The sequence below is a fragment of the Streptomyces kurssanovii genome (assembly GCF_040677245.1).
Lineage (GTDB): Bacteria > Actinomycetota > Actinomycetes > Streptomycetales > Streptomycetaceae > Streptomyces > Streptomyces kurssanovii.
In genome coordinates this window covers 125119-149383 of sequence record NZ_JBFAQK010000005.1, presented here as the reverse complement: position 1 = coordinate 149383, position 24265 = coordinate 125119, and the positions used below count along the sequence as shown (strand labels likewise).

General features: G+C 70.6%; 23 protein-coding genes. 6 read left to right on the top strand and 17 right to left on the bottom strand.

Annotated features, from left to right (window positions below):
• Window positions 1–40 precede the first annotated feature (40 nt).
• From AB0K36_RS06565 to AB0K36_RS06555, 3 genes are all read right to left on the bottom strand, one after another.
• Window positions 41–1696, bottom strand: coding sequence for an N-6 DNA methylase (locus AB0K36_RS06565; RefSeq protein WP_364589144.1), 1656 nt, complete (start codon window positions 1694–1696; stop codon window positions 41–43).
• 270 nt (window positions 1697–1966) lie between these two features.
• On the bottom strand, window positions 1967–3295 hold the full coding sequence (locus AB0K36_RS06560) for a class I SAM-dependent RNA methyltransferase (protein WP_364589141.1): 1329 nt from the start codon (window positions 3293–3295) through the stop codon (window positions 1967–1969).
• A gap of 125 nt (window positions 3296–3420) precedes the next feature.
• Window positions 3421–5469 carry an APC family permease gene (locus AB0K36_RS06555; RefSeq protein ID WP_364589138.1) on the bottom strand — a complete coding sequence of 683 codons (2049 nt, stop codon included), beginning with the start codon at window positions 5467–5469 and terminating at the stop codon, window positions 3421–3423.
• 186 nt (window positions 5470–5655) lie between these two features.
• Between AB0K36_RS06555 and AB0K36_RS06550 the strand changes: the two genes are divergently transcribed.
• Together AB0K36_RS06550 and AB0K36_RS06545 are read left to right on the top strand one after the other, a co-directional pair.
• Window positions 5656–6324: a potassium channel family protein gene (locus tag AB0K36_RS06550; protein ID WP_159686004.1), complete on the top strand. Its 669-nt coding sequence runs from the start codon at window positions 5656–5658 to the stop codon at window positions 6322–6324.
• A complete protein-coding gene (locus tag AB0K36_RS06545) occupies window positions 6324–7001 on the top strand; it encodes a potassium channel family protein (protein WP_189474752.1) in 678 nt (225 codons plus the stop codon). Before AB0K36_RS06550 ends, AB0K36_RS06545 begins: the two co-directional genes overlap by 1 nt.
• A 102-nt stretch (window positions 7002–7103) precedes the next feature.
• Here AB0K36_RS06545 and AB0K36_RS06540 read toward each other — a convergent pair whose 3' ends face one another.
• The 8 genes from AB0K36_RS06540 to AB0K36_RS06505 all read right to left on the bottom strand — a co-directional run bounded on the left by AB0K36_RS06540 (window position 7104) and on the right by AB0K36_RS06505 (window position 14630).
• Window positions 7104–7841, bottom strand: a complete 738-nt coding sequence (locus AB0K36_RS06540) for a DUF3159 domain-containing protein (RefSeq protein ID WP_005310938.1) — start codon at window positions 7839–7841, stop codon at window positions 7104–7106.
• 3 nt (window positions 7842–7844) lie between these two features.
• Window positions 7845–8270 carry an OB-fold nucleic acid binding domain-containing protein gene (locus AB0K36_RS06535; protein WP_364589133.1) on the bottom strand — a complete coding sequence of 142 codons (426 nt, stop codon included), beginning with the start codon at window positions 8268–8270 and terminating at the stop codon, window positions 7845–7847.
• A 33-nt stretch (window positions 8271–8303) separates the two neighbouring features.
• Window positions 8304–8987: a response regulator gene (locus tag AB0K36_RS06530; RefSeq protein WP_189474745.1), complete on the bottom strand. Its 684-nt coding sequence runs from the start codon at window positions 8985–8987 to the stop codon at window positions 8304–8306.
• Between the two features lie 68 nt (window positions 8988–9055).
• Window positions 9056–11599: a DUF4118 domain-containing protein gene (locus tag AB0K36_RS06525; protein WP_364589130.1), complete on the bottom strand. Its 2544-nt coding sequence runs from the start codon at window positions 11597–11599 to the stop codon at window positions 9056–9058.
• A 215-nt stretch (window positions 11600–11814) separates the two neighbouring features.
• Window positions 11815–12543 (bottom strand): ABC transporter ATP-binding protein, encoded by a 729-nt coding sequence (locus AB0K36_RS06520; protein ID WP_364589127.1) that lies wholly within the window; start codon window positions 12541–12543, stop codon window positions 11815–11817.
• A gap of 173 nt (window positions 12544–12716) precedes the next feature.
• On the bottom strand, window positions 12717–13496 hold the full coding sequence (locus AB0K36_RS06515; RefSeq protein ID WP_364589124.1) for a DUF3710 domain-containing protein: 780 nt from the start codon (window positions 13494–13496) through the stop codon (window positions 12717–12719).
• A 1-nt stretch (window position 13497) separates the two neighbouring features.
• Window positions 13498–14010: a dUTP diphosphatase gene (dut, locus tag AB0K36_RS06510; protein ID WP_037773579.1), complete on the bottom strand. Its 513-nt coding sequence runs from the start codon at window positions 14008–14010 to the stop codon at window positions 13498–13500.
• Window positions 14010–14630 carry a PaaI family thioesterase gene (locus AB0K36_RS06505; protein ID WP_189474737.1) on the bottom strand — a complete coding sequence of 207 codons (621 nt, stop codon included), beginning with the start codon at window positions 14628–14630 and terminating at the stop codon, window positions 14010–14012. The genes dut and AB0K36_RS06505 overlap by 1 nt, the downstream gene beginning before the upstream one ends.
• 58 nt (window positions 14631–14688) lie before the next feature.
• On the opposite strand from AB0K36_RS06505, the gene AB0K36_RS06500 reads away from it, so the two are divergent.
• Window positions 14689–15147, top strand: a complete 459-nt coding sequence (locus AB0K36_RS06500) for a DUF3093 domain-containing protein (RefSeq protein ID WP_364589120.1) — start codon at window positions 14689–14691, stop codon at window positions 15145–15147.
• Window positions 15148–15165: 18 nt separating this feature from the next.
• On the opposite strand, the gene AB0K36_RS06495 is transcribed toward AB0K36_RS06500, so the two are convergent.
• The 4 genes from AB0K36_RS06495 to AB0K36_RS06480 form a co-directional block, all read right to left on the bottom strand.
• Window positions 15166–16152 (bottom strand): hypothetical protein, encoded by a 987-nt coding sequence (locus tag AB0K36_RS06495; protein WP_364589117.1) that lies wholly within the window; start codon window positions 16150–16152, stop codon window positions 15166–15168.
• A gap of 13 nt (window positions 16153–16165) precedes the next feature.
• On the bottom strand, window positions 16166–16462 hold the full coding sequence (locus tag AB0K36_RS06490; RefSeq protein ID WP_005310959.1) for a DUF4193 domain-containing protein: 297 nt from the start codon (window positions 16460–16462) through the stop codon (window positions 16166–16168).
• 380 nt (window positions 16463–16842) lie between these two features.
• The gene (locus AB0K36_RS06485; RefSeq protein ID WP_189474731.1) at window positions 16843–18075 is read right to left on the bottom strand and encodes a sensor histidine kinase; all 1233 of its coding nucleotides are present in this window, start codon (window positions 18073–18075) and stop codon (window positions 16843–16845) included.
• A 4-nt stretch (window positions 18076–18079) separates the two neighbouring features.
• Window positions 18080–18733 (bottom strand): response regulator transcription factor, encoded by a 654-nt coding sequence (locus AB0K36_RS06480; RefSeq protein WP_189474730.1) that lies wholly within the window; start codon window positions 18731–18733, stop codon window positions 18080–18082.
• A gap of 300 nt (window positions 18734–19033) precedes the next feature.
• On the opposite strand from AB0K36_RS06480, the gene AB0K36_RS06475 reads away from it, so the two are divergent.
• Window positions 19034–19201 (top strand): hypothetical protein, encoded by a 168-nt coding sequence (locus AB0K36_RS06475; protein ID WP_167306803.1) that lies wholly within the window; start codon window positions 19034–19036, stop codon window positions 19199–19201.
• A gap of 331 nt (window positions 19202–19532) precedes the next feature.
• Here the strand turns inward: AB0K36_RS06475 and AB0K36_RS06470 are convergent, their stop codons facing one another.
• Window positions 19533–20333 carry an inositol monophosphatase family protein gene (locus AB0K36_RS06470; protein ID WP_364589112.1) on the bottom strand — a complete coding sequence of 267 codons (801 nt, stop codon included), beginning with the start codon at window positions 20331–20333 and terminating at the stop codon, window positions 19533–19535.
• An 11-nt stretch (window positions 20334–20344) separates the two neighbouring features.
• Window positions 20345–21472 carry a ferrochelatase gene (locus AB0K36_RS06465; protein ID WP_364589109.1) on the bottom strand — a complete coding sequence of 376 codons (1128 nt, stop codon included), beginning with the start codon at window positions 21470–21472 and terminating at the stop codon, window positions 20345–20347.
• A 108-nt stretch (window positions 21473–21580) separates the two neighbouring features.
• Between AB0K36_RS06465 and AB0K36_RS06460 the strand changes: the two genes are divergently transcribed.
• Both AB0K36_RS06460 and AB0K36_RS06455 read left to right on the top strand, forming a co-directional pair.
• Entirely contained in the window at window positions 21581–22831 is a 1251-nt protein-coding gene (locus AB0K36_RS06460) for an MFS transporter (RefSeq protein WP_189474727.1), read from the top strand.
• Entirely contained in the window at window positions 22782–24110 is a 1329-nt protein-coding gene (locus AB0K36_RS06455) for a D-arabinono-1,4-lactone oxidase (protein WP_435877799.1), read from the top strand. The genes AB0K36_RS06460 and AB0K36_RS06455 overlap by 50 nt, the downstream gene beginning before the upstream one ends.
• The last annotated feature ends 155 nt before the right edge of the window (window positions 24111–24265 follow it).

Below are 24265 nucleotides of genomic sequence, written 5' to 3'. Positions count from 1 at the left end.
GCAATCCAGGCGGGGGCCCGATGGGGCACCCGCCCCGCCCTCACTCCCCCGGTGCCAAGGCACCCGTGGCCAGGCCGTCACGGGCTACGTCGGCGAGCTGTCGGCTCAGCTCATCGACCTTGCGCATGCCCTCCTCGAAGGCGGACAGGGCTCTGAAGGCGGACCCATAGCGACGCTGATCGTCGATGCCCATACGAGGAATGCGTGAACCCCTGCCGTCGAGGCGGTAGGTCCCGCTGGCACTGGTGGAGCGGCGGGCGTTGACGGAGCTTCGCAGAAATCCCTGCAGATAGTCCGTGTCCAGCTGCTCGCTGGCCGACACTGGTTCCGGACCGTCGTACGTGACAAGTCCGGCGCGGGCAAGATCCGCAACGCTGGTGGTGGCGCCGTCCAGTGAGCCCGGTCCGCCACCCGGCGCAAGCTCGGGCAGGAGTGCGGCAAGTCGGCGGATCTGGTCCTCCAGCTCCCTTCGCAGGGTGGCGTACTCACCGGGATAGTCGCGATGCAGGACCCGCAGACGGCTGCCGGGAGACAGGTCGACGGTGTCGTCGAGAAGCTCGATCAGTGGCACGTCGGCGACCTGGTCGGGACGCGGTTCCAGGCTCCCGTCGGGACTGTTGTCGGTCAGATCGACCATACGTACGGTGTGGTTTGTCTCCGGGCTTGCCGTGATCCCAGGACGCTGCAGACACCACAGATGAACGGGCAAAGCATGAGAGGTTGCCGTCCCTGATGGCAGCGCAATCACCTGTCGCAGGATGCCCCGGCGTACAACTTCCGCTCGGATACGGCGGCCTGCCTTGCGGTAGGCGACTGAGGCAGGCATGACCATGAGAACATGACCTCCAGGCTCAGTGTGCGCATAGGCATGTTGGAGCCATGCGAGCTCCCCCTCGGCCTTGGAGGGGGTACCGAGTTCCCAGCGGGAGTCGAGCAGCAGTTCCTCCCGTCCCCATTCCGTCACACCGGCCGGCGGGTCGCAGACGACCAGGTCCGCAGTGAGATCTTGCCATTCGTCTGCGCGCAGGGAGTCGCCCGCGACGATGCGCACATCTGACCGTTCTAGGAGGTCGGCGCGGAGCTGTGCGAAGCGGGCGCTGTCGGCGTCGATCTCCTGCCCACGACAGACCGTTCCCGCTTCCGTAGCGACGGCCAGGAGCAGTACACCGATCCCGCAAGCGGGATCGAAAATCGTGGCGTTGGACGGTAGCTCAGGAGCGAAGTGGCACACAGCCCGCACCACGCGCTCGGAGGTCACCTGCTCAGATCCCGCACGCCTGGCGGAGTCCATGAATCGTTCGGTCAGCCCGTTGACAATGTCGACTGGGGCTTCGGTGCCAGCGAGTGTCCGCACACGACTGGAGACGTCGTCCGGCAATTCCGACGCCTGCGCTCCGGCCAACATCCCCGCTACGTCGGCCAAGCCCGCGATCATCTGCTCCCCGTACGCAGCCCGCATGGCCTGCCACAGCTCGACCTCGGGTGACACCTCTTGGCCTTTGCGCTGCTTGTCCAGCCAAGCCTGGACGTCGGCGAGTGCGTAGAGCGGACTGTTCACGGCGCCTCCCGCCTGCGCGGGAAAGTCACCGTAGCGCCGCCGCCAATTTGAGACAGCGGCCCGCGTGACACCGGCCAGCCGAGCGATCTCGGAACCAGTGACAAGGGGGCCCACCGGTGAAGCGGCTTTCTCTGTCATAACCTCAGCGTACACGGGGCGCAATCAGGCCTCCATGAAGAAGTGCGTTGACAGGATAAACAGCTCTATCGCACCCCATTTCCCGCACGATGCCCCGACGCCACCACGCTCCGGGTACGGGCGCGAGTAGCGTCGGAGCACTGTTGTGCCGCTGTCGGCAGAGTGATGACCCTCGTCCTAGGACTGACCTCGAGCGTCAAGAATTGCTCGCCGATACCCGATCCTGTCACCGATGCCGTTCATGTTCTGCGGTGCTGCCCGACGCGCAGGTCAGGCGTCCTTCTTCACCGGCTCCAGAATCGCCACGCACTCCACGTGATGCGTCATCGGAAACAGGTCGAACGCCCGCAGCGTCCGCGGCTTGTAGCCCGCCTCGGCGAAGTACGCCAGGTCGCGCGCCAGCGCCGCCGGGTCGCAGGCCACGTAGGCGATGCGGCGGGCGCCGAGCCCGGCGAGGTGGCGGACCGTCTGCTTGCCGGCGCCCGCGCGGGGCGGGTCGAGGACGATGAGGTCGACGCTGTCGATGCCCGTGCGCGGGAGGACCGCCTCGACCTTGCCGTGCTCGACGCGCACGCGGTCGAACTGCTGGAGGTTGTGGCGGGCGTCCTCCACCGCGCGCTTGCTGGTCTCGATGCCGAGCACCGCACCCTTGTCGCCCACCCGGTCGGCGAGCGCGCCCGCGAAGAGGCCGACGCCGCAGTAGAGGTCGAGCGCCATGTCGCCCTTGCGGGGCAGCAGGCCCTGCATCACGGCGCGCATGAGGGTGTCGGCGGCCTGCGGGTGGACCTGCCAGAAGCCGCCGTTGCCCACCCGGTGGGTGCGGTCGTCGGCGCGCTCGCGCACGAAGGCGCGGCCGTGGACCCGGTGCACGCCGCCGTCCTTCTCGTCGACGCGCAGCACGGACACCGGCTTGTCGAGCTCGACGAGCGGCAGCCGGGCGCCTGGGCGCGGGGTGAGGATGACCTGGCGGTCGCCGGAGCCGGAGGCGGCGATGGCCTCGACGGTCGCCATGCCCTCCCAGAGGCGCTCCTCGATGCCGAGCTCGCTCACGCCCTGTGCGGCGATCATGCAGTGCTCGATCGGCTCGACCTCGTGCGAGCGGTGGCGGCGCAGGCCGACGTGGCCGGCGTCGTCGATGGCGTACTGGACGCGGGTGCGCCACTGCGGGACCTGGCCGGGCGGCAGCTTGTCGCCCTCGGCCGGCATGACGGTGCCGTCCCAGCCGGCCTCTTCCGGGGTGAGGCCCGCGAGACGCTGGAGCTGCTCGGCGATCACCTCGCCCTTCAAGCGGCGCTGGGCGCCCGGCTTGGCGTGCTGCCAGTCGCAGCCGCCGCACTTGCCCGGACCGGCGTACGGGCAGGGCGCCTCGACCCGGTCCTTGGAGGGCTCGAGCACGCGCACCGCGTCGGCGCGCAGGAAACGGGAGCTCTCCTCGCCCTCGGTGACGCGGGCGACGACCTTCTCGCCGGGGAGCGTGTGCCGTACGAAGAGCACGCGCCCCTCCTCGGTGCGGGCGATGCAGTGGCCGCCGTGTGCGACCGGGCCGACCTCGACCTCGTACTCCTGCCCGACCAGCGACGACTCGGGTGCGTTCTGCATGGTGGGGTGACTCCAGAGATCAAAGGGGTGCAGCACTACGGGCGAAAGGACAACGACCGACCAGTCTACGTCCGCCGCGGAGTGCCTCACGCCTTGCCGCTCGGCTCCGTCCGCCGCGGAGTGCCTCACGCCTTGCCGCTCGGCTCCTTCGGCCGGCGGTCGACCGGACCGCGCCGCACGGAGCCCGGGGCGTTCCAGTCCTGGCGCTTCCTGGCCCGCTGCTTCGCGGCCTCGGACGACGCCAGCTGGTACGGCACCGAGGTCACCATCACGCCGGGCGTGAACAGCAGCCGGCCCTTGAGCCGCAGCGCGCTCTGGTTGTGCAGCACGTGCTCGTACCAGTGGCCCACCACGTACTCCGGGATGACCACGCTGACCACGTCACGCGGGCTCTCGCGGCGCAGGCCCTTCACGTACTCGATGATGGGCCGGGTGATCTCGCGGTACGGGGAGTCGAGGATCTTCAGCGGTACGTTGATTCCGCGCCGCTCCCACTCGGCCTGCAGCGCCTTGGTCTCCGCGGGGTCGACGCTGATGCTGATCGCCTCGAGACGGTCGAAGCGCATGGCCTTCGCGTAGGCGATGGCGCGCAGGGTGGGCCGGTGCACCTTGGAGACGAGCACGATCGCGTGGACACGGGACGGGCGCACGCTGTCGTCGCCCGGCTCCTCCGGTGCCGCGATCTCCTCGGCGACCCGGTCGTAGTGCTTACGGATCGCGCTCATCGTCCCGTAGAAGATCACCATGCCGAGCAGGGCCACCCAGGCACCGTGGGTGAACTTGGTGGCGAGCACGACGACGAGCACCAGACCCGTGAAGAACGCGCCGAAGGTGTTGATGGCCCGCGAACGGATCATGTGGCGGCGCTTGGCCTTGTCCCGCTCCGTCCTCAGGTGCCGGTTCCAGTGCCGGACCATGCCGGTCTGGCTGAGGGTGAAGGAGACGAACACGCCGACGATGTAGAGCTGGATCAGCTTGGTCGAGTCGGCTCCGTACACCCAGACCAGCAGGATCGCGGCGCCCGCCAGCAGCACGATGCCGTTGGAGAAGGCGAGGCGGTCACCACGGGTGTGCAGCTGCCGCGGCAGATAGCGGTCCTGCGCGAGGATCGAGCCGAGCAGCGGGAAACCGTTGTACGCGGTGTTCGCCGCGAGGAACAGCACCAGCGCGGTCGCGGCGGCGAGCAGGACGAAGAAGAACGTGCCGTCGCCGAAGACGGCGGCCGCGACCTGCGAGATCACCGGATTCTGGACGTAGTCGGGGCCGACCGGGACGCCGTTCGCGATCAGGTCCTTCGCCGGGAACTCCGCCATCTTGACGTCGGTGGCCATGGCCAGGCCGATGATGCCGCAGAACATGGTGACGGCCAGGGCGCCCATCAGCAGCAGCGTCGTCGCCGCGTTCCTGCTCTTCGGCTTGCGGAAGGCGGGGACACCGTTGCTGATGGCCTCGACGCCGGTCAGCGCGGCACAGCCGGAGGAGAACGCCCGCAGCAGCAGGAAGAGCAGCGCGAAACCGGCGAGGCCCTCGTGCTCCGGCTTGATCTCGTAGTCGGCGGTCGGTGCGCGCATGGATTCGTCGAGGACGATGCCCTTGAACGCGCCCCAGGCGATCATGATGAACACGCCCGCGACGAACACGTATGTCGGAATGGCGAAGAGCTTGCCCGATTCCTTCACACCACGCAGGTTCATCAGTGTGAGCAGAACGATTATCCCGATGGCGCAGAGCACCTTGTGCTCGACGACGAACGGGATCGCGGAGCCCAGGTTCTCCACTCCGGAGGAGATGGAGACGGCGACGGTGAGGACGTAGTCGACGAGCAGGGCGCTGGCGACGGTGAGGCCGGCCTTCGGACCGAGGTTGGTGTTGGCCACCTCGTAGTCGCCGCCGCCGCTGGGATACGCGTGCACGTTCTGCCGGTACGACGCGACGACCGTGAACATCAGCACCACGACGGCGACCGCGATCCACGGGCTGAAGTGGTACGCCGACACACCGGCGACGGAAAGGACCAGCAGCACTTCGCCCGGCGCGTATGCCACGGAGGACAGCGGGTCGGAGGCGAAGACGGGGAGGGCGATGCGTTTCGGGAGAAGCGTCTCCCCCAGCTTTTCACTGCGCAGCGCCCGGCCGATCAGGATCCGTTTGGGAACGTCGGTCAGTTTGGACACGCTGAGGATCGTAAGCGCTGGATATGAGCCAGGCCCAACCAGAGCGGCACAACCTGCGGGATCTTAACGCTTCCCATTCGACCGGCCCTCTCGGCGGACCGTGCGTGTCCGGTCCGGGCCGTGGTCTGAGACCCTGTATTGGCTTGTAAGGCTTGTACCGCAACTGATTGAGCCGGAAGGACGGTCGTGCACATCGTCATCATGGGATGCGGGCGAGTGGGAGCAGCTCTCGCGCAGACCCTGGAGCAGCAGGGACACACGGTCGCCGTCGTCGACCGGGACCCCACCGCCTTCCGCCGTCTGGGATCCGGGTTCGGCGGCCGCCGCGTCACCGGGGTCGGCTTCGACCAGGACACCCTGCGTGAGGCGGGCATCGAGGACGCCGGTGCGTTCGCCGCCGTCAGCAGCGGCGACAACTCCAACATCATCGCCGCGCGGGTGGCACGCGAGATGTTCGGCATCGAGAACGTCGCCGCCCGTATCTACGACCCCCGGCGTGCCGAGGTCTACCAGCGTCTCGGTATCCCGACGGTCGCCACCGTCCGCTGGACCGCCGACCAGATGCTGCGCAGGCTGCTCCCGTCGGGCGCGGAGCCGCTGTGGCGCGATCCGAGCGGCGGGGTCCAGCTGGCCGAGGTCTACACGTCACCGGCGTGGATCGGCCACAAGGTCAGCCGGCTCCAGGAGGAGACGGGGGTACGGGTCGCGTTCCTGACCCGGCTGGGAGAGGCGATCCTGCCGACCTCGCAGACCGTGCTCCAGGAGGGTGATCTTGTGCATGTGATGATGCGCACGGACGAGATCGCGAAGGTCGAGGAGGCCTTCACGGAAGGTCCTGAGGAGGGCGGTCACTGATGCGTGTCGCAATCGCGGGCGCCGGTGCGGTGGGCCGTTCCATCGCGGGCGAACTTCTGGAGAACGGGCACGAGGTCCTCCTCATCGACAAGGCGCCGACCGCGATCTCGGTGGAGCGCGTGCCGCAGGCCGAGTGGCTGCTGGCCGACGCCTGCGAGATCACGTCGCTCGACGAGGCGGCGCTGCAGCGCTGCAACGTGGTGATCGCGGCGACCGGCGACGACAAGGTCAACCTCGTCGTGTCGCTGCTCGCGAAGACCGAGTACGGGGTGCCGCGCGTGGTGGCGCGGGTCAACAACCCGAAGAACGAGTGGCTCTTCAACGAGTCCTGGGGCGTCGATGTCGCCGTTTCCACACCGCGCCTGATGTCGGCGCTCGTGGAGGAGGCGGTGAGCGTCGGCGACCTGGTGCGCCTGCTGCGCTTCAGCCACGGCGACGCGAACCTGGTCGAGCTGACGCTGCCGCCGGAGTCGGCGCTGGCGGGGACTCAGGTGGGCGACGTGGCGTGGCCCGAGGACACCTCGCTCGTCACGATCATCCGCGGTTCGCGGGTGCTGACGCCGAGCCCCGAGGAGACGCTCGAGGCGGGCGACGAGTTGCTGTTCGTGGCGGCACAGGCCCGGGAGGAACAGCTGGAGGACCTGCTGTCGGTCCGCCGTGAGGTCCCACTGGACTGACCGCCCTTCCCGTGTGACGGCCCGGGGGCGCGTCCACCCTCGCCGGGGTGGACGCGCCCCCCGGGGTGCGTTCACGGCATGGCCGCGCGGGCGGCGGGCGGTCTACGCCTCGCGCTCCGCGGCCTGCTTGCGGGCCTCCTCGGCCCGTTCCTCCGCTTCCATCTCCGCGAAGACGTCGATGGGCGGCGGGGCCTTCGCCAGGAAGACCCAGGTGAGATAGACCGCCAGCAGGAACGGCGGGATCTTCAGCGCGACCAGGACCCAGCCGAGCTGTGTCGTGTCGGCCCACCAGTACAACGGGAAGAGGATCGCGCACTTGGCGAGGAGGATCAGACCCCACGCCCAGCTGGCCTTCGCGTACGCCTTCTTACGGCCGGGGTTGCGGGTGCGCCAGGAGAGGTTCTCCTTGAACACCGGCCCGAGCATCAGGCCGATCAGCGGGACACCGGCCAGCGTGGTCACGATGTAGGCCAGTGCCAGGCCGAGCGTGTAGAGCATGCCCGGCAGGTAGAAGTCCTTCGCGTTGCCGGTCATCATCGCGAACACGACACCGAAGGCCACGCCGAAGACGCCGCTGAAGGCGTGCTTGACGGTGTCCTTGCGGACCAGCCGGACGGCGACGAGCACCAGGGCGACGGCGAGGGCCGCGATCGCCGAGAGGTGCAGGTCCTTGTTGATCGTGTAGATCGAGACGAAGAGCAGGCCCGGCAGGACCGTCTCCACCATGCCGCGCACGCCGCCGAAGGCCTCGAACAGCGCGGCCTCCGTCACGGTCTTCACATCCGCGTCGGTGTCCTGCTGGTCGTGGGTCGTAGGGGTCGGCTTGTCGACAGACGCCACCGGCTACTCCTGTCCGAGTGGTCGGAGTTCGTATTTGGGATTGAACAGCACCCGGCGGCCCTGGCTCATGGAGACCCGGCCGGAGGCGATCAGTCTGCGGCCCGGCTCTATGCCGACGATGGAACGCCGGCCGAGCCAGACCACGTCCAGCGGCGCCGTGCCGTCGAAGAGCTCGGCCTCCAACGCGGGCACGCCGGCCACCGGACGCAGGGTGACCGTGCGCAACGTACCAGCGACTCTGACGATCTGACGGTCGCCGCAGTCGCAGATGCGGGTACACCCCGATGCCTGTGCGTCCTCCTGGAGCTCCTCGGACTCGAGGTCCTGCTGTGAGCTGGAGAGCCGGCCGAGCATGCGCCGGAAGCGGCCGGCCGGTCTGGCCGACGTCTCGTCCTTCGCCGCCTTGGCGGAACGGGGTACAGCACTCATGCAGAAAGCCTACCGGCCCGCACCAGGGACGGATCAACGTTCGAAGCGGTATCCCATACCGGGCTCGGTGACGAAGTGCCGGGGATGCGACGGATCGGCCTCCAGCTTGCGGCGCAGCTGGGCCATGTAGACGCGCAGGTAGTTCGTCTCGGTGCCGTACGAGGGGCCCCAGACCTCCTGGAGCAGCTGCTTCTGGCTCACGAGGCGCCCGGTGTTGCGCACCAGGACCTCGAGGAGATGCCACTCGGTGGGTGTGAGGCGTACGTCACGGCCGTCCCTGTGCACCTTCTTCGCCGCCATGTCGACGGTGAAGCCCTCCGTCTCGACCGTGGTCACGTCGTCCTCGCCGCCGACGGGCTCCGCCCTGCGGACCGCGGCGCGCAGCCGGGCGAGGAGTTCGTCCATGCCGAAGGGCTTGGTGACGTAGTCGTCGGCGCCGGCGTCGAGCGCCTCGACCTTCTCGTCGGAGGAGTGACGTGCGGAAAGGACGAGGATCGGGACGCGCGTCCAGCCGCGCAGTCCCTTGATCACCTCGACCCCGTCCATGTCGGGCAGCCCCAGGTCGAGGACGACGACGTCGGGATGGCGTGCCGCGGCCAGTTCGAGGGCGCCGGCGCCGTCGGAGGCCGCGTCCACCTCGTACTTGCGTGCCTTCAGGTTGATCACGAGCGCGCGTACTATCTGCGGCTCGTCGTCGACCACGAGCACCCTGGTCATGTGCTGCCCGCCTTTCCGCCCGTGTGGGCTGCTGCTGTCACCGCTGGTCGCCGGGTTCGGGCGCGCTGTCATGATGTGGCCTCTGCCGTAATGCCTGCCGCGGTCGCGCCGTGGCCGGAGACGGCCGTGAGGGTGAGGACCATGGTCATGCCGCCGCCGGGCGTGTCCTCCGCGCTCAGCGTGCCGCCCATCGCCTCCATGAATCCGCGGGCGACGGCCAGTCCGAGGCCGACGCCCGCCCCGCGTGGGGCGTCGCCGTAACGCTGGAACGGTTCAAAGATCCGCTCCTTCGCCTCGTCGGGCACGCCCGCGCCGCGGTCGACGACCCGTAGTTCGACCCGGCGCCCCAGGGAGCTGGCGGCGACCGTGACGGGGACGGTGTCCGGGCTGTACTTGACGGCGTTCTCGACGATGTTGGCCACGGCCCGCTCGAGCAGCCCGCGGTCCACGGCCACCATCGGCAGCGACTCGGGGATGTCCAGCTCCACGCTCTGCGCCGGGACGCCGACGAGCGCCAGCGGGATCACCTCGTCGAGCGACGTCTGGCGGATGAGCGGGGTGACGGTCCCGGTCTGCAGCCGGGACATGTCGAGCAGATTGCCCACCAGGTGGTCGAGGCGGTCGGCGCCCTCCTCGATGCCGGCCAGCAGCTCGGCCTGGTCCTCCTCGGACCAGGCGACGTCGTCGGACCGCAGCGAGGTGACCGCCGCCTTGATGCCGGCCAGCGGGGTACGCAGGTCGTGGCTGACGGCGGCGAGCAGCGCCGTGCGTATCCGGTTGCCCTCGGCGAGCTCTCTCGCCTGCTCCGCCTCCCCCACCAGCCGCTGCCGGTCCACGACGACGGCCGCCTGCGTGGCGAAGGCCGCCAGCACACGCCGGTCCTCGGCGGGCAGCACCCGACCGGAGAGCGCCATGGCCATCCGGTCGCCGACCGGCATGTCCACGTCCGCGTCGTCGGGCCGGGTCGCGGGCCGGGGGCCGACGCTCGCCGTGCAGGTCCACGGGTCGACGTCGCTCTCGCGCTCGAGCAGGGCGACGGACTCCATGGCGAACGTCTCCCGCACCCGTTCCAGCAGGGCGTCCAGGGCGGTCTGGCCGCGCAGGACGCTGCCGGCGAGGAACGAGAGGATCTCGGACTCGGCCTTCAGCCGGGCCGCCTGGTGGGTGCGGCGCGCGGCGAGGTCGACCACGGAGGCCACCGCCACGCCCACCGCGAAGAAGATCACGATGGCGACGAGGTTCCGCGGCTCCGCGATGTCGAGGGTGTGGGTCGGCGAGGTGAAGAAGTAGTTCAGCACCAGCGATCCGACGGCGGCGGAGGCCAGCGCCGGCAGCAGCCCGCCGAGGAGGGCCGCGATCACGGTCAGGAAGAGGAAGAGCAGGACGTCGTTGGCGAGTCCCGGCCCGTTCTCGAGGCTGGTGAGCAGCAAGGTGAGCAGGGCCGGGCCGGCCACGCCGACCAGCCAGCCGCCGACGATCCGGGAGCGGCCGAGCCGGCTCCCGCGGGCGCCGGGCAGGCCCCGGCCCTTGCCCGCCTCGTCATGGGTGACGATGTGGACGTCGAGGTCGGGGCCGGAGTCGCGGGCGACGGTGGCGCCGACGCCCGGCCCGAACAGGTACTGCCAGGCCTTGCGTCGGCTGGAGCCGAGCACGACCTGGGTGGCGTTGACGCCGCGCGCGAACTCGAGCAGCGCGGAGGGCACGTCGTCACCGATGACATGGTGGAACGTGCCGCCGACGTCTTCGACGAGGGTGCGCTGTACGGCGAGTTCCTTGGGCGAGGCGGACGTCAGTCCGTCGCTGCGGGCGATGTAGACGGCGAGGACCTCGCCGCCGGCGCCCTTCTCCGCGAGCCGCGCCGCGCGCCGGATGAGGGTGCCGCCCTCGGGTCCGCCGGTGAGGCCGACGACGATGCGCTCGCGGGCCTGCCAGGTGGAGCGGATGTTGTGCTCGCCGCGGTACTGCTGGAGATACTCGTCGACCCGGTCGGCGAGCCACAGGAGGGCCAGCTCGCGCAGCGCGGTGAGGTTGCCGGGGCGGAAGTAGTTCGACAGGGCCGCGTCGACCTTGTCCGGCTGGTAGATGTTGCCGTGGGCCATCCGGCGGCGCAGGGCCTGGGGCGCCATGTCGACGAGTTCGATCTGGTCCGCCCTGCGGACCACGTCGTCGGGGACGGTCTCCCGCTGCCGTACACCGGTGATCGTCTCGACGACGTCGCCGAGCGACTCCAGATGCTGGATGTTGACGGTCGATATGACGTCCGTCCCGGCCGCGAGGAGCTCCTCCACGTCCTGCCAGCGCTTGCTGTTGCGTGAGCCGGGGACGTTGGTGTGGGCGAGTTCGTCGACGAGGGCGACCGCGGGGCGGCGTTCGAGTACGGCGTCGATGTCCATCTCGGTGAAGAGGGCGCCCCGGTGGGTGATCTCCCGGCGTTCGATCTGCGTGAGGCCGTCCAGCAGGCGCGCGGTGCGGGGGCGGTCGTGCGTCTCGACGAGCGCCACCACGCAGTCGGTACCGCGTTCCGCACGGCGGTGCGCCTCGGAGAGCATCGCGTATGTCTTGCCGACGCCCGGTGCCGCGCCCAGGTAGATCCGTAGCTTGCCGCGTCCCATGGCCTCATTGTCTTTCGAACACTGCGTTGCGCAGCGTCGACCTTACGTCGAAAGAAACGGGCGAACCGGACGGTCCGGGACCACGGGGTGCGTATTGACGCGATTCTGATACGGCGGCGCCGGCCGGCCCGGCGCCCCCGGGCACTCCGCGGCGGGGTGCGGGAACCTCCCGTGGCCGACAGGTCAGGCTTCGAGGACCGCCCGGGGCCGACAGGTCAGGCTTCGACGATCTCGCCGTCGGCCAGTTCCAGAACGCGGTCGGCGAGGCCCAGGAGCTGAGGGTCGTGCGTGGCGACGAGGGCGGTCACGTTCTCGCCGCGGACCACCGCGCGCAGCAGTTCCATCACGGCCAGTCCCGTCTCCGCGTCCAGCTGCCCGGTCGGCTCGTCCGCGATGAGCAGCTTGGGCCGGTTGGCGAGCGCGCGGGCGATGGCGACGCGCTGCTGCTGTCCGCCCGACAGCTCGCCCGGGCGCTGGGCGGCATGGTCGGCGAGGCCCACCAGGGCGAGCAGGAGCGCCACGCGTTCCTCGCGCTCACGCGGGTCCGCCTTGCGCAGCCGCATCGGCACACCGACGTTCTCCGCCGCACTCAGGATCGGGATCAGCCCGAACGACTGGAAGATGAAGCCGATCCGGTCGCGCCGCAGCTCCAGCAGGCCGTTCTCGCCGAGTCCGGAGAGGTCGGTGCCGTCGACGGTGATCCGCCCCTGGTCCGGGGTGTCGAGCCCGCCGACCAGGTTGAGCAGCGTGGTCTTGCCCGAGCCCGAACGGCCTTTGAGGGCGACCAGTTCGCCCCGCGGGATCTCGAAGGAGACACCGCGCAGCGCGTGGACGGCCGCCGCTCCCGTGCCGTACGACCGGTGCAGGTTCTCGACCCGCACCATGTGCCGCGACGCGTCGTCGACGACGGCCGTGCCGGACTGTGCGCTGCTGCTCTCGGTCATCTGGATGTCCCCCCGTGCCGGATCGTGTCCGGCACAGTATGTGCAGGGCCACGCGCACGGGCAACGGTCGCGCCGGAACCCATGGTGAGCAGTCCGGAACGGCCCGTGGGCCCGCACCCATGGGGTGCGGGCCCACGGGCCACAACGCTGTCGTACGAGGCCGCCGACGGCTGTCAGCGCACCTCTGTGATCTCGGGGCCGCGCTGGAGCTGGCCCATGCCCCCGGAGAACCGGGAGCCCTCCTGCTCCTCCTGCTGAACGCCCTCGGGCACCATCTGCGCGTCTTCCGGCAGCTTGAGGACGATCGGGTCGCGAGGCGCCATCGGCCCTTCGCCGCGCACCACGACGGTGTCCCTGAAGATCTGCTCGAGCAGACCGGCGGCCTGCGGCTGCACCGCGCCCTGCCCGGAGATCACTCCACGCAGGAACCAGCGGGGGCCGTCGACGCCGACGAAGCGCACCAGCTGCACACCGCCGGTGCCGTCCGGGAGCTGTACGGGCACCTGGGCACGCAGCTCCCAGCCGAGCGGGCCCTCGACCTCGTCGATGATGCCGCCCTGCTGGGTGATACCGGAGGCGATCTCCTCGCGGACCTCGCCCCAGATGCCCTCCTTCTTGGGCGCCGCGAAGGCCTGGAGCTGTACGGCGCTGTCGCGCAGCACGACGGTGGCCGCGACGATGGCGTCACCGGCGACCTCGACCCGCAGTTCCATGCCCTCGACCCCGGGCACGAACAGGCCGCCGAGGTCGACCCGGCCCTCGCCGGGCCTGGAGACCTCGGAGACGTCCCAGGGGCCGTCGGGCCGGGGCGCCGGCGGGAGGTTCACCCGGCGGGCGCCGCTGTCCCCGGCTTCCGTGCCGAGCTCGGCAGACTCGTCGGCGACTCGCTCGGCGCCGTCCGCTGCGTCCGCCGCGTCCCCGGCGGAACCACTCTTCTTGCGACGTCCGAACACGTCACTGTCCTTCCCGGTCGGATACGACCGAAGCGTATCGATTCCCACCCGTTGAGCCGTCCACGGCGGCATGACCGCCGGTGGACCCGAAGCCCCCCTCGGCCCGCGCAGATCCGGGAAGCTCCGCCACCTCGTGGAAGCGCACCTTCTCGACCTGCTGGACGACCAGTTGGGCGATCCGGTCGAACCGTTCGAACCGCACGCTCTCGCGTGGATCGAGATTGACCACGATCACCTTGATTTCCCCACGGTACCCGGCATCAATCGTCCCTGGGGCATTCACGAGGGCGACTCCGCAGCGGGCGGCCAGCCCGGACCGGGGGTGAACGAAGGCCGCGTACCCGTCGGGCAGGGCGATCGACACTCCGGTGGGCAGCACGGCACGCTCACCGGGGGCGAGTTCGGCGGCCTCGCACGTCACCAGATCGGCACCCGCATCACCGGGGTGCCCGTACGCGGGCAGCGGCACCTCGGGGTGCACGCGGCGGATGAGCACGTCGACGGGATCACGCATCAGGGGTTCACCTCGAAGGCGCGTGCGCGCCGGACCTGGTCGGGGTCGGCCATCGCCGCCTGGATCTCTGCGGGGCGGCCGTTCTCGATGAAGTGGTCGACCTTGACCTCGATGAACAGGGCGGACGCCCGCACGGCCACCGGCCCGTCGGGGCCTCCGATGCGTCCGGTGGCGGTCGAGTAGATCTTGCGGCCGGCGACGGCGGTGACCTCGGCGTCGAGGTGGAGCACGGTGTCGACCGGCACGGGCCGCACGAAGTCGGTCTCGAGCTTGCCGGTCACCGCGATGACCCGCAGCAGCCAGTTCAGCGAGCCGAGCGTCTCGTCGAGCGCGGAGGCGAGCACGCCGCCGTGCGCGAGACCGGGGGCGCCCTGGTGCGCGGCCTTGACGGTGAACTCGGCGGTGACGCGGACGCCTTCCTGCGCCCGTGCCTCCAGATGCAGGCCGTGGGGCTGCTGCCCGCCGCACCCGAAGCAGTGTCCGTAGTGCGCGCCGAGGAGTTCGCCCGGGGCGGGCGCGTCGGGGTGCCGCACAGGCGCCGTGGCGTCGGCCGGCGGGCTCAGGGCCGAGGAACCGGCCGGGGGTACGGGGGTCGCCCCCCGGGAGTTCGCGTTGCTCACAGGCGCAGACCTTACCCGCGCGGCTACCCGCCGGTCGCACCGTGCCAAGCTTGGATTCATGCAGCCTTCCGCCCCGCAGTACGCAGAACGTCTGACCGCGCCCCGATCCTGGTGGGCCGTCACCGCCCTCGTCGCCCTGTCCGGCGGTCTGATCCTGCTGCCGCTGGGCACCCTGCCGATGCTGGGCGGGGTCATCGCCGCGGGCGCGCTGGCGTCGGCGCTGGTCAGCTCCTACGGCTCGGCCCGTATCCGGGTGGTGGCCGGCTCCCTCGTCGCGGGGGACGCGCGGATCCCGGTCTCCGCGCTCGGTGAGGCCGAGGTGCTCGACGCGGAGGAGGCGCGGGCCTGGCGGCTCCACAAGGCCGATCCGCGGGCCTTCATGCTGCTGCGCAGCTACGTCCCGACAGCCGTACGGATCGAGATCACCGATCCGGAGGACCCGACTCCGTACGTCTATCTGTCGACACGGGACCCGCAGGCGCTGGCCGCCGCCCTGACGGCCGTCCGCGCGGTGTAGGGCCCGTTCCGCCGCCGGTCAGGCGCCGTCCGGTCCCAGGGGCAGTTCCGGGTGCCGCAGAGGGTGCCGCGGCTGCTCCAGGGGCGGCAGCGCGGGGAGCGCGTCCCACGGGACCTGCCTGTCGCGCAGGTCGGCGCGGATACGCTCGGCGAGCTTCCTGGTGTCACGGCGGTTCATCACGGCGCCGACGGCCGCGCCGACCATGAACGGCATCAGGTTCGGAAGATTGCGCACCATGCGCTTCATGATCTGCTGGCGCAGCTGGCGCTTGAGCTGGCCGCCCATCGAGACGTTGTACGTCGAGGGCTTGGTGACCTCGATCCCGCGCTCCTGCGACCAGACGGTCAGATACGCGGTGCTGCGGTCCTTGAGGGAGCCGGGCGGCCGCACCCCGTAGACCTCGTGGAGCTCGGCGATGAGCTTCAGCTCGATGGCGGCGACGCCGACGATCTCCGCCGCGAGCTCGGTCGGCATCGCCGGCGGCACGGGCATCATCGCGGCGGCGCCGATACCGGCGCCCACCGTGGAAGTGGCGTTGGCCGCTCCCGCGACCAGCTTGTCGGCAAGCTGCTCGGGGGAGAGGCCGGGGAACTGCTTGCGCAGTTTCTCCAGGTCACGCACCGGAATGCGCGGCGCGTTGTCGATCAGCACGTCGGCGATGTGCGCGAGCGCCGCCTTGGCGCTCTCCTTGCTCCTCACGAGCCTTGTGCGCGCGCCCTGCCCCCGCCGGGCGAGGCCCGCCCTTGCGCTCTCACCGCCCTTGACGACGCCCTTGGTGACCGTGGCCAGGCGTCGGGCCCTGGTCGGGGACCCTGCCTGGCCGGACGTCTCGAGCGAGGCCGTCAGGCCCCGCTCCACACCCTCGGTCGCGTCGTACGGCAGCGATGCGGACGAGTCCTCCGCAGACGCCGCAGCGTCCTGTGAGGGGCCCGTACCGCCCTGGTACGCCTCCGGCTGTCCATGACGCCGGAAGCGCCGCTTCCCGGACGGTTTCTCGCCTGCCACTGGCGGCCCTGCCTCAGTCGCAGTCGCGGCAGATGGGCTGGCCGTTCTTCTCGCGCGCCAGCTGGCTGCGGTGATGCACGAGGAAGCAGCTCATGCAGGTGAACTCGTCGGCCTGCTTGGGCAGGACCCGGACGGCGAGCTCCTCGTTGGACAGGTCGGCCCCGGGGAGCTCCATGCCCTCCGCGGCCTCGAACTCGTCGACGTCGACGGTCGAGGTGGACTTGTCGTTCCGCCGGGCCTTCAGTTCCTCAAGGCTGTCGGAATCGACGTCGTCGTCGGTCTTGCGTGGGGTGTCGTAGTCCGTTGCCATGTCGCTCTCCCCCTCTGGGTGGTTGCGGTGTCTCAGCGCACGTAACGCGTGAGAGGCCGGACTTGTGCCCGACCTGAGGCGGAGATTTTGCCTCACATCAAGGTCTGTTACTCAATCGACACCCAACCGGACCCCTCGAGAGTGATCGGGTTGGATGGCGATGGGGACCGTACACGGTCCGCGGGCGTGCTTCACGGGCGCCACCCCGTGTACTTCCCGTGATGTCACCCCCCGGAAACCCGGGCTTTTACCGGCTTTCCGCACGATCATCGATCACGGAGCGTAGAGCGATCCGATTCGTCCCCTGTGATTGATCGCACATGGATTCGCCGGATGCCGTTTCCGAATATTCCGCTTAAAGCGAACATCGGACGAGAAACTCAGACCGGAAGAGTGACACGCATCACCAGCCCGCCTCCCTCGCGCGGCACTGCGGAGATGCGGCCCCCGTGAGCGCGGGCCACCGAACGCGCGATGGAGAGCCCCAGGCCGACCCCCTTGTCGCTGCCCGTGCGCTCCTGGCGCAGGCGCCTGAACGGCTCGAAGAGGTTGTCGATCTCGTAGGCGGGGACCACCGGTCCGGTGTTGGTCACCAGCAGGACCGCCTGGCCGTGCTCGACCTCCGTGGTCACCTCCACCCAGCCCCCCGGCACGTTGTACCGGACGGCGTTCTGCACGAGGTTCAGCGCGATCCGCTCCAGCAGCACGCCGTTGCCCTGGACGACCGCTGCCCGGCGCTCCCCCCGCACCTCCACGCCCTTCTCGTCCGCCTCCGAGCGGACCTGGTCCATGGCGCGTGAGGCCACCTCCGCCAGGTCCACGGGCTTGCGCTCGACGATCTGGTTGTCGCTCCGGGCGAGCAGCAGCAGGCCCTCGACCAGCTGCTCGCTGCGCTCGTTGGTGGCCAGCAGCGTCTTGCCCAGCTGCTGGAGCTCCACGGGAGCTCCCGGATCGGAGAGGTGCACCTCGAGCAGCGTGCGGTTGATCGCCAGCGGCGTACGCAGCTCGTGCGAGGCATTCGCCACGAACCGCTGCTGCGCGGTGAAGGCCCGCTCCAGGCGGTCCAGCATCTCGTCGAAGGTGTCGGCGAGCTCCTTGAGCTCGTCGTCGGGTCCGTCCAGCTCGATCCGGCGCGAGAGGTCGGAACCGGCCACCTGGCGCGCGGTGCGGGTGATCCGGCCCAGCGGCGACAGCACCCGGCCGGCCATCGCGTAGCCGAAGGCGAACGCGATGATGCTCAGCCCGAGCAGGGCGAACAGGGAGCGGCGCAGCAGGTCGTCCAGCGCCAGCTCGCGCTGGTGCTGGAGGCAGGCGGAGACGGCCTGGTTGAACTGCTCGCCGGAACCCTCCTCCGGGAGGGTGCACCAGTCCGTGGTGGGCTGGACCTTGCCCTCGACGATCTTGAACGGGAGATCCGCGACGCCGACGTGCAGCGCCTGCGCGGTGAAGAGATAGATGATCGACAGCAGCAGGATGCCCGCGATCAGGAACATCCCGCCGTACAGCAGGGTGAGCCGTATCCGGATGGTGGGGCGCAGCCAGGGGCGGACCGGCTCCCTGGGGTCCCAGGTCGGTTTCGGTGGTGCCTCCGGCGGCGCGGGAACGGTGGCCATGCGATCAGATCCGGTAACCGGAGCCGGGCACCGTGACGATCACGGGCGGTTCGCCGAGCTTGCGGCGCAAGGTCATCACGGTCACCCGCACCACGTTGGTGAAGGGGTCGGTGTTCTCGTCCCAGGCCTTCTCCAGCAGCTGCTCGGCCGAGACGACCGCGCCCTCGCTGCGCATCAGGACCTCCAGGACCGCGAACTCCTTCGGGGCCAGCTGGATCTCCTTGCCGTCCCTGAAGACCTCGCGACGGTTCGGATCGAGCTTGATGCCGGCGCGCTCCAGCACCGGCGGCAGCGGCACCGTCGTACGCCGCCCGAGGGCACGCACACGGGCGGTGAGCTCGGTGAACGCGAACGGCTTGGGCAGATAGTCGTCGGCGCCGAGCTCCAGGCCCTCCACGCGGTCACTGACGTCCCCCGAGGCCGTCAGCATCAGCACCCGGGTCGGCATGCCCAGCTCGACGATCCTGCGGCAGACGTCGTCCCCGTGGACCAGGGGAAGGTCGCGGTCGAGCACCACCACGTCGTAGTCGTTGACCCCGATGCGCTCGAGGGCGGCGGCGCCGTCGTACACGACGTCGACCGCCATGGCCTCCCGGCGCAGTCCGGTGGCCACCGCATCGGCGAGCAGCTGCTCGTCCTCGACGACGAGTACGCGCACGTCGCTGTCCTCTCTCGGGAGCCCCGTCACCGTGACAGGGCAGGTCTGCGCACTGACTGTGCGGCTCCATCCTGCCCGTTACGCGCGTAAACCGGCTGTAAGGCGAACAGGCTCGACAACCGCACCAAGGAATAACGAGGATTTCCGGGACAGTTGAGGTTTCCACCCGGGAAGGCCTGGGGAGGACGACTGCACATCCCGATCACGCCCTGTGTGTGGCGCACCACGACCTGTTCCAGGGTTGATCAACCCACCGTCGGCACACCCCCGTGCCACCGACCTACGACGAGGGGGCGCATCATGGACGCTTTCACTGCCGGACTGCTGCAGCGCATAAAGGCCGCCGAGGACGACCTGACGGTCGCCCGGGAGACGGGCGACGACTTCCTCGCTGACGTCGAGCAGGCGGAGCTGGACGATCTCCACCGCCTCGCCGCCGAGCACGGGGTGAAGCTCACCGCGGCCTGATCTCCGACCGTGCTGCACCGAGGCCCGGCCCCGCGCGAAGCGGGGCCGGGCCTCTGGCGTGGGGGCGTGGCCGCTGCGGGGCGGGGCCGCTGCGGGGCCCGGTCTCCGCGGTGCGGGGCCGCCGCGCGGGGCCGTTCCCCTACCCGCCCCTTCCCGGAACCGGGGGCTCTGCCCCCGGACCCCCGCGCCTCAAACGCCGGCGAGGCTGACAGAGTCAGCCCGCCCGGCGCTTGAGGGCACCGCGCGGAGCGCGGTACGGGTCCGGGCGGAGCCCGGTTCGGGAAGGGGCGGGGAGGGGAACACGCCCGCCGCAGGCGCGGCCACGCCTGCCTCAGTCGTGCCACGCCCCCATTTCCTCCAGCAACGCCTGCAGCGGCTCGAAGACGCCCGGCACCGCCGCGACCGTGAGGTCGCCGGACGGTCCGTCCCCGGGGCGGCCCCCGGTCAGCGCCCCGCCCTCGCGGGCGATCAGGTCGCCCGCGGCGAGGTCCCAGGGGCTGAGCCCGCGCTCGTAGTAGCCGTCCAGGCGGCCCGCCGCCACGTCCGCCAGGTCGATCGCCGCCGAGCCGCTGCGCCGGATGTCGCGCAACTGCGGGATCAGCCGCTGGGCGACGTCCGCCTGGTGGGTGCGGACGGTGTGGACGTAGTTGAAGCCGGTCGAGACCAGGGCCTGGTCCAGCGGGGGCGCCGGCCGGCACCGTACGGGCCGGTCGTTCAGGAACGCGCCGCCGCCGCGCACCGCGTGGAAGGTCTCGCGCCGCATGGGGGCCTCGACGACGCCGACCACGGTCTCGCCGTCGAGCTCGGCGGCGATGGAGACGGCCCAGGTGGGCAGTCCGTACAGGTAGTTGACGGTGCCGTCGAGCGGGTCGATGACCCAGCGCACACCACTGGTGCCCACCGTGGCCGCGCCCTCCTCGCCGAGGAAACCGTCGTCCGGGCGGTGCTCGGAGAGGAAGCCGGTGATCAGTTTCTCCGCCGCGATGTCCATCTCGGTCACGACGTCGATGGGGCTGGACTTGGTCCTGGCGACGCCCAGGTCGTCCGGGCGGCCGTCCCTCAGCAGGGCGCCGGCTCTCCGGGCGGCCTCCAGGGCGAGGGTCAGCAGTTCGGACGGGAGCGGGTCGGTCACAGGGGTCTCCTTCACGCGTACGGGCTGTCTGCGCCTGCCGCCGCGGGCCGGGCCGCGCGGGCCGGGCAGCACCCGACAGGGCAGAGGTCGTGGCTCGGGCCGAGCGCTCCCAGCGCGCAGCGTTCCGCCGGGATGCCGCGCTCGGAGGCGGCCCGTTCCAGCAGGAGGTCGCGTACAGCGGCGGCGAACCGCGGGTCGGCGCCCACGGTCGCGGAGCGGCGCACCGGCAGGCCCAGCTCCGCGGCCTTCGCGGTGGCCTCCGTGTCGAGGTCGTACAGGACCTCCATGTGGTCGGAGACGAAGCCGATCGGGACCATGACGGCGGCCGGCGCACCGGCGGCGTGCAGGCTCTCCAGGTGGTCGCAGATGTCCGGTTCCAGCCAGGGGATGTGCGGGGCGCCGCTGCGGGACTGGTAGACGAGCTCCCAGGGGTGCTCGACGCCGGTCTCGTGGGCGACGGCTTCGGCGACGGTCCGGGCCACGTCGAGGTGCTGGCGGACGTAGGCGCCGCCGTCCCCGTGCTCGGCGGCGGGGCCGGAGGCGTCGGCCGCGGAGGTCGGGATCGAGTGCGTGGTGAAGGCGAGGTGCGCACCGGCGCGGACGTCCTCCGGCAGGTCGGCGAGGGAGGCGAGGACCCCGTCGATCATGGGCCGTACGAAGCCGGGGTGGTTGAAGTAGTGCCGCAGCTTGTCGACGCGCGGCAGTCGCCGCCCCTCCGCCTCCAGCGTCGCCAGCGCGTCCGCGAGGTTCTCCCGGTACTGGCGGCAGCCGGAGTACGAGGCGTAGGCGCTGGTGGCGAGGACGGCGATGCGCCGGTGTCCCGCGTCGGTCATCTCGCGCAGGGTGTCGGTGAGGTACGGCGCCCAGTTGCGGTTGCCCCAGTGGACCGGCAGGTCCAGCCCGTGCTCGGCGAAGTCCTTGCGCAGGACTTCGAGCAGCGCCCGGTTCTGGTCGTTGATGGGGCTGACGCCGCCGAAGAGGAAGTAGTGCTGCCCCACTTCCTTCAGCCGTTCCTTCGGGATGCCTCGGCCGCGGGTCACGTTCTCCAGGAACGGGACCACGTCGTCCGGGCCTTCAGGGCCGCCGAACGAGAGCAGCAGAAGGGCGTCGTAAGGCGCTGGGTCACGCAGATCGGACATGGGGTCGATCCTGCCACCCGTCTCCGACGGCGGAAAAACCGCGGTGCGCCGGCCGAGGTGGGGCGCGTAATCTGTGAAGGCTGCCCTTACGCCTTACCGGAGTCCCTGTTGCCCAGTCCGTACCGCGCGATCTTCGCCACCCCCGGCTCTCTGGGGTTCTCCACCGCAGGCCTCCTCGGCCGGATGCCGCTGTCCATGCTGGGCATCGGGATCATGACCATGGTCTCCGAGCTCACCGGACGCTACGGCCTGGCCGGCACACTCACCGCGACGCTCGCGCTGTCCGCGGCCGTGCTGGGCCCGCAGGTCTCCCGTCTGGTCGACCGCCACGGCCAGCGCAGGGTGCTGCGTCCGGCCACTCTCGTCACGCTCGCCGCCGTCACCGGACTGCTGATCTGCGCCCAGCAGGGAGCGCCGGACTGGACGCTGTTCGCCTTCACGGCCGTCGCGGGCTGTGCGCCGAGCGTCGGCGCGATGACCCGGGCGCGCTGGGCGGCGCTCCTCGAGGGTTCACCCCGGGAACTGCACACCGCCTACTCGGTCGAGTCGATCATCGACGAGGTGTGCTTCATCTTCGGGCCGATCATCTCCATCGGGCTGTCCACCCTGTGGTTCCCGGAGGCCGGTCCGCTGCTCGCCGCCGGCTTCCTGCTGGTCGGCGTCTGGTGGCTGACGGCTCAGCGGGCCACGGAGCCGAAGCCCCACCCCGCGTCGCACGACTCCGGCGGCAGCGCGCTGCGCTCTCCCGGTCTCCAGGTGCTCGTGGCCGCGTTCGTCGCCACCGGGGTGATCTTCGGCGCGGTGGACGTGGTCACGGTGGCGTTCGCGGAGGAGACGGGCCACAAGGCCGCGGCGAGCTGGGTGCTCGCGGTCTACGCGCTCGGTTCCTGCCTCGCGGGCGCCGTCTTCGGCCTGTTGCACCTGAAGGGTGAGCCCGCCCGCAGGTGGGTGCTGGGCGTCTGCGCGATGGCCGTGAGTATGATCCCCCTCCAACTGGCCGGGAGCCTGCCGTTCCTGGCCGTGGCGCTCTTTGTCGCGGGCCTTGCCATCGCGCCGACGATGGTGACGACCATGGCCCTCGTCGAGGCGCACGTACCGCGCAGCAAGCTGACCGAGGGCATGTCCTGGACCGGTACCGGGCTCGCGGTCGGCGTCGCTCTGGGTTCCTCGGCCGCCGGCTGGGTGGTCGACGCGCAGGGTGCCGCTGCGGGGTACGCGGTGCCCGGCGTCGCGGGGGTGTTCGCGGCCGTGGTGGCGTTCCTGGGGTACCGCCGGCTGCGCAGGCCGGTGCCGATGCGGGAGGGGCAGCGTGAGCAGCGTGATCAGGACCCGGAGCAGCGGGAACAGCCCGTGGCGTAACTGGGCGGGGACCGTTGTCTCCCGGCCCGCGAGAGAGGTCCGCCCCGCGTCCGTGGAGGAGCTCGCCGACGCGGTCCGCTCGGCGGTCGCGGAGGGCCTCCGGGTCAAGACGGTCGGCACGGGGCACTCGTTCACGGCCATAGCGGCCACCGACGGGCTGCTGATACGGCCGGACCTGATGACGGGGATCCGCCGGATCGACCGCTCGGAGATGACCGTCACCGTCGAATCGGGCACCCCGCTCAAGCGGTTGAACACCGCCCTCGCCCGTGAGGGGCTGTCGCTCACGAACATGGGCGACATCATGGAGCAGACCGTCGCCGGCGCGACGTCGACCGGCACCCACGGCACCGGCCGCGACTCCGCCTCGATCGCCGCGCAGATCAAGGGCCTTGAGCTGGTGACCGCCGACGGGGCCGTGCTGACCTGCTCGGAGAAGGAGAATCCCGAGGTCTTCGCCGCGGCCCGGATCGGCCTGGGCGCACTCGGGGTCGTCTCGGCGATCACGTTCGCGGTGGAGCCGGTCTTCCTGCTGACCGCCCGCGAGGAACCGATGTCCTTCGACCGGGTCCTGGCGGACTTCGAGGCCCTGCACGCGGAGAACGAGCACTTCGAGTTCTACTGGTTCCCGCACACCGGGAACTGCAACACCAAGCGCAACAACCGCAGCTCCGGCCCCGCGGCGCCGCCCGGCAGGGTCGGCGGCTGGATCGAGGACGAGCTGCTGTCCAACGGGGCCTTCCAGGTGGCCTGTTCGCTGGGCCGCGCGGTGCCCGCGGCCGTTCCCGCGATCGCCAGGCTCTCCAGCCGCGCGCTGTCCGCCCGTACCTACACGGACATTCCCTACAAGGTCTTCACATCGCCCCGCCGGGTGCGGTTCGTGGAGATGGAGTACGCGGTGCCCAGGGAGGCCGCGGTCACGGCGCTCCGCGAGCTCAGGGCGATGATCGAGCGCTCGCCGCTGCGGATCGGGTTCCCTGTCGAGGTGCGCACGGCCCCCGCCGACGACATCACGCTGTCGACGGCCTCGGGCCGGGAGACGGCGTACATCGCGGTGCACATGTACCGCGGCACGCCGTACCGTTCCTACTTCACCGCCGTGGAGTCGATCATGACGGCGCACGGCGGACGGCCGCACTGGGGAAAGATCCATACGCGGGACGCGCGTTACTTCGCCGAGGCCTACCCCCGGTTCGGCGAGTTCACCGCGCTGCGCGACCATCTCGACCCGGACCGGGTCTTCCAGAATCCGTATCTGCGCCGGGTGCTGGGCGACTGACGCCGGCCGGCCGCGCCCGCTCACCGCGGGCCGTTCGCCGCCTTTCTGACGCTCCGTCCATGAATCGGGCTTCTGACGCGCCTTCAGCCACCTTTCTCCGTCTGCCCGCCATGCACCGAGATAGGACATTTGAACGAAGAGAATAGTTCCGTTTC

Excerpts from the sequence above, each read along its gene's own strand:
- AB0K36_RS06565 (WP_364589144.1), bottom strand. The coding sequence starts at position 1,696 with ATGACAGAGAAAGCCGCTTCACCGGTGGGCCCCCTTGTCACTGGTTCC.
- AB0K36_RS06560 (WP_364589141.1), bottom strand. The coding sequence starts at position 3,295 with ATGCAGAACGCACCCGAGTCGTCGCTGGTCGGGCAGGAGTACGAGGTC.
- AB0K36_RS06545 (WP_189474752.1), top strand. The coding sequence starts at position 6,324 with ATGCGTGTCGCAATCGCGGGCGCCGGTGCGGTGGGCCGTTCCATCGCG.
- AB0K36_RS06535 (WP_364589133.1), bottom strand. The coding sequence starts at position 8,270 with ATGAGTGCTGTACCCCGTTCCGCCAAGGCGGCGAAGGACGAGACGTCG.
- AB0K36_RS06530 (WP_189474745.1), bottom strand. The coding sequence starts at position 8,987 with ATGACCAGGGTGCTCGTGGTCGACGACGAGCCGCAGATAGTACGCGCG.
- AB0K36_RS06525 (WP_364589130.1), bottom strand. The coding sequence starts at position 11,599 with ATGGGACGCGGCAAGCTACGGATCTACCTGGGCGCGGCACCGGGCGTC.
- AB0K36_RS06520 (WP_364589127.1), bottom strand. The coding sequence starts at position 12,543 with ATGACCGAGAGCAGCAGCGCACAGTCCGGCACGGCCGTCGTCGACGAC.
- dut (WP_037773579.1), bottom strand. The coding sequence starts at position 14,010 with ATGCGTGATCCCGTCGACGTGCTCATCCGCCGCGTGCACCCCGAGGTG.
- AB0K36_RS06500 (WP_364589120.1), top strand. The coding sequence starts at position 14,689 with ATGCAGCCTTCCGCCCCGCAGTACGCAGAACGTCTGACCGCGCCCCGA.
- AB0K36_RS06490 (WP_005310959.1), bottom strand. The coding sequence starts at position 16,462 with ATGGCAACGGACTACGACACCCCACGCAAGACCGACGACGACGTCGAT.
- AB0K36_RS06485 (WP_189474731.1), bottom strand. The coding sequence starts at position 18,075 with ATGGCCACCGTTCCCGCGCCGCCGGAGGCACCACCGAAACCGACCTGG.
- AB0K36_RS06475 (WP_167306803.1), top strand. The coding sequence starts at position 19,034 with ATGGACGCTTTCACTGCCGGACTGCTGCAGCGCATAAAGGCCGCCGAG.
- AB0K36_RS06465 (WP_364589109.1), bottom strand. The coding sequence starts at position 21,472 with ATGTCCGATCTGCGTGACCCAGCGCCTTACGACGCCCTTCTGCTGCTC.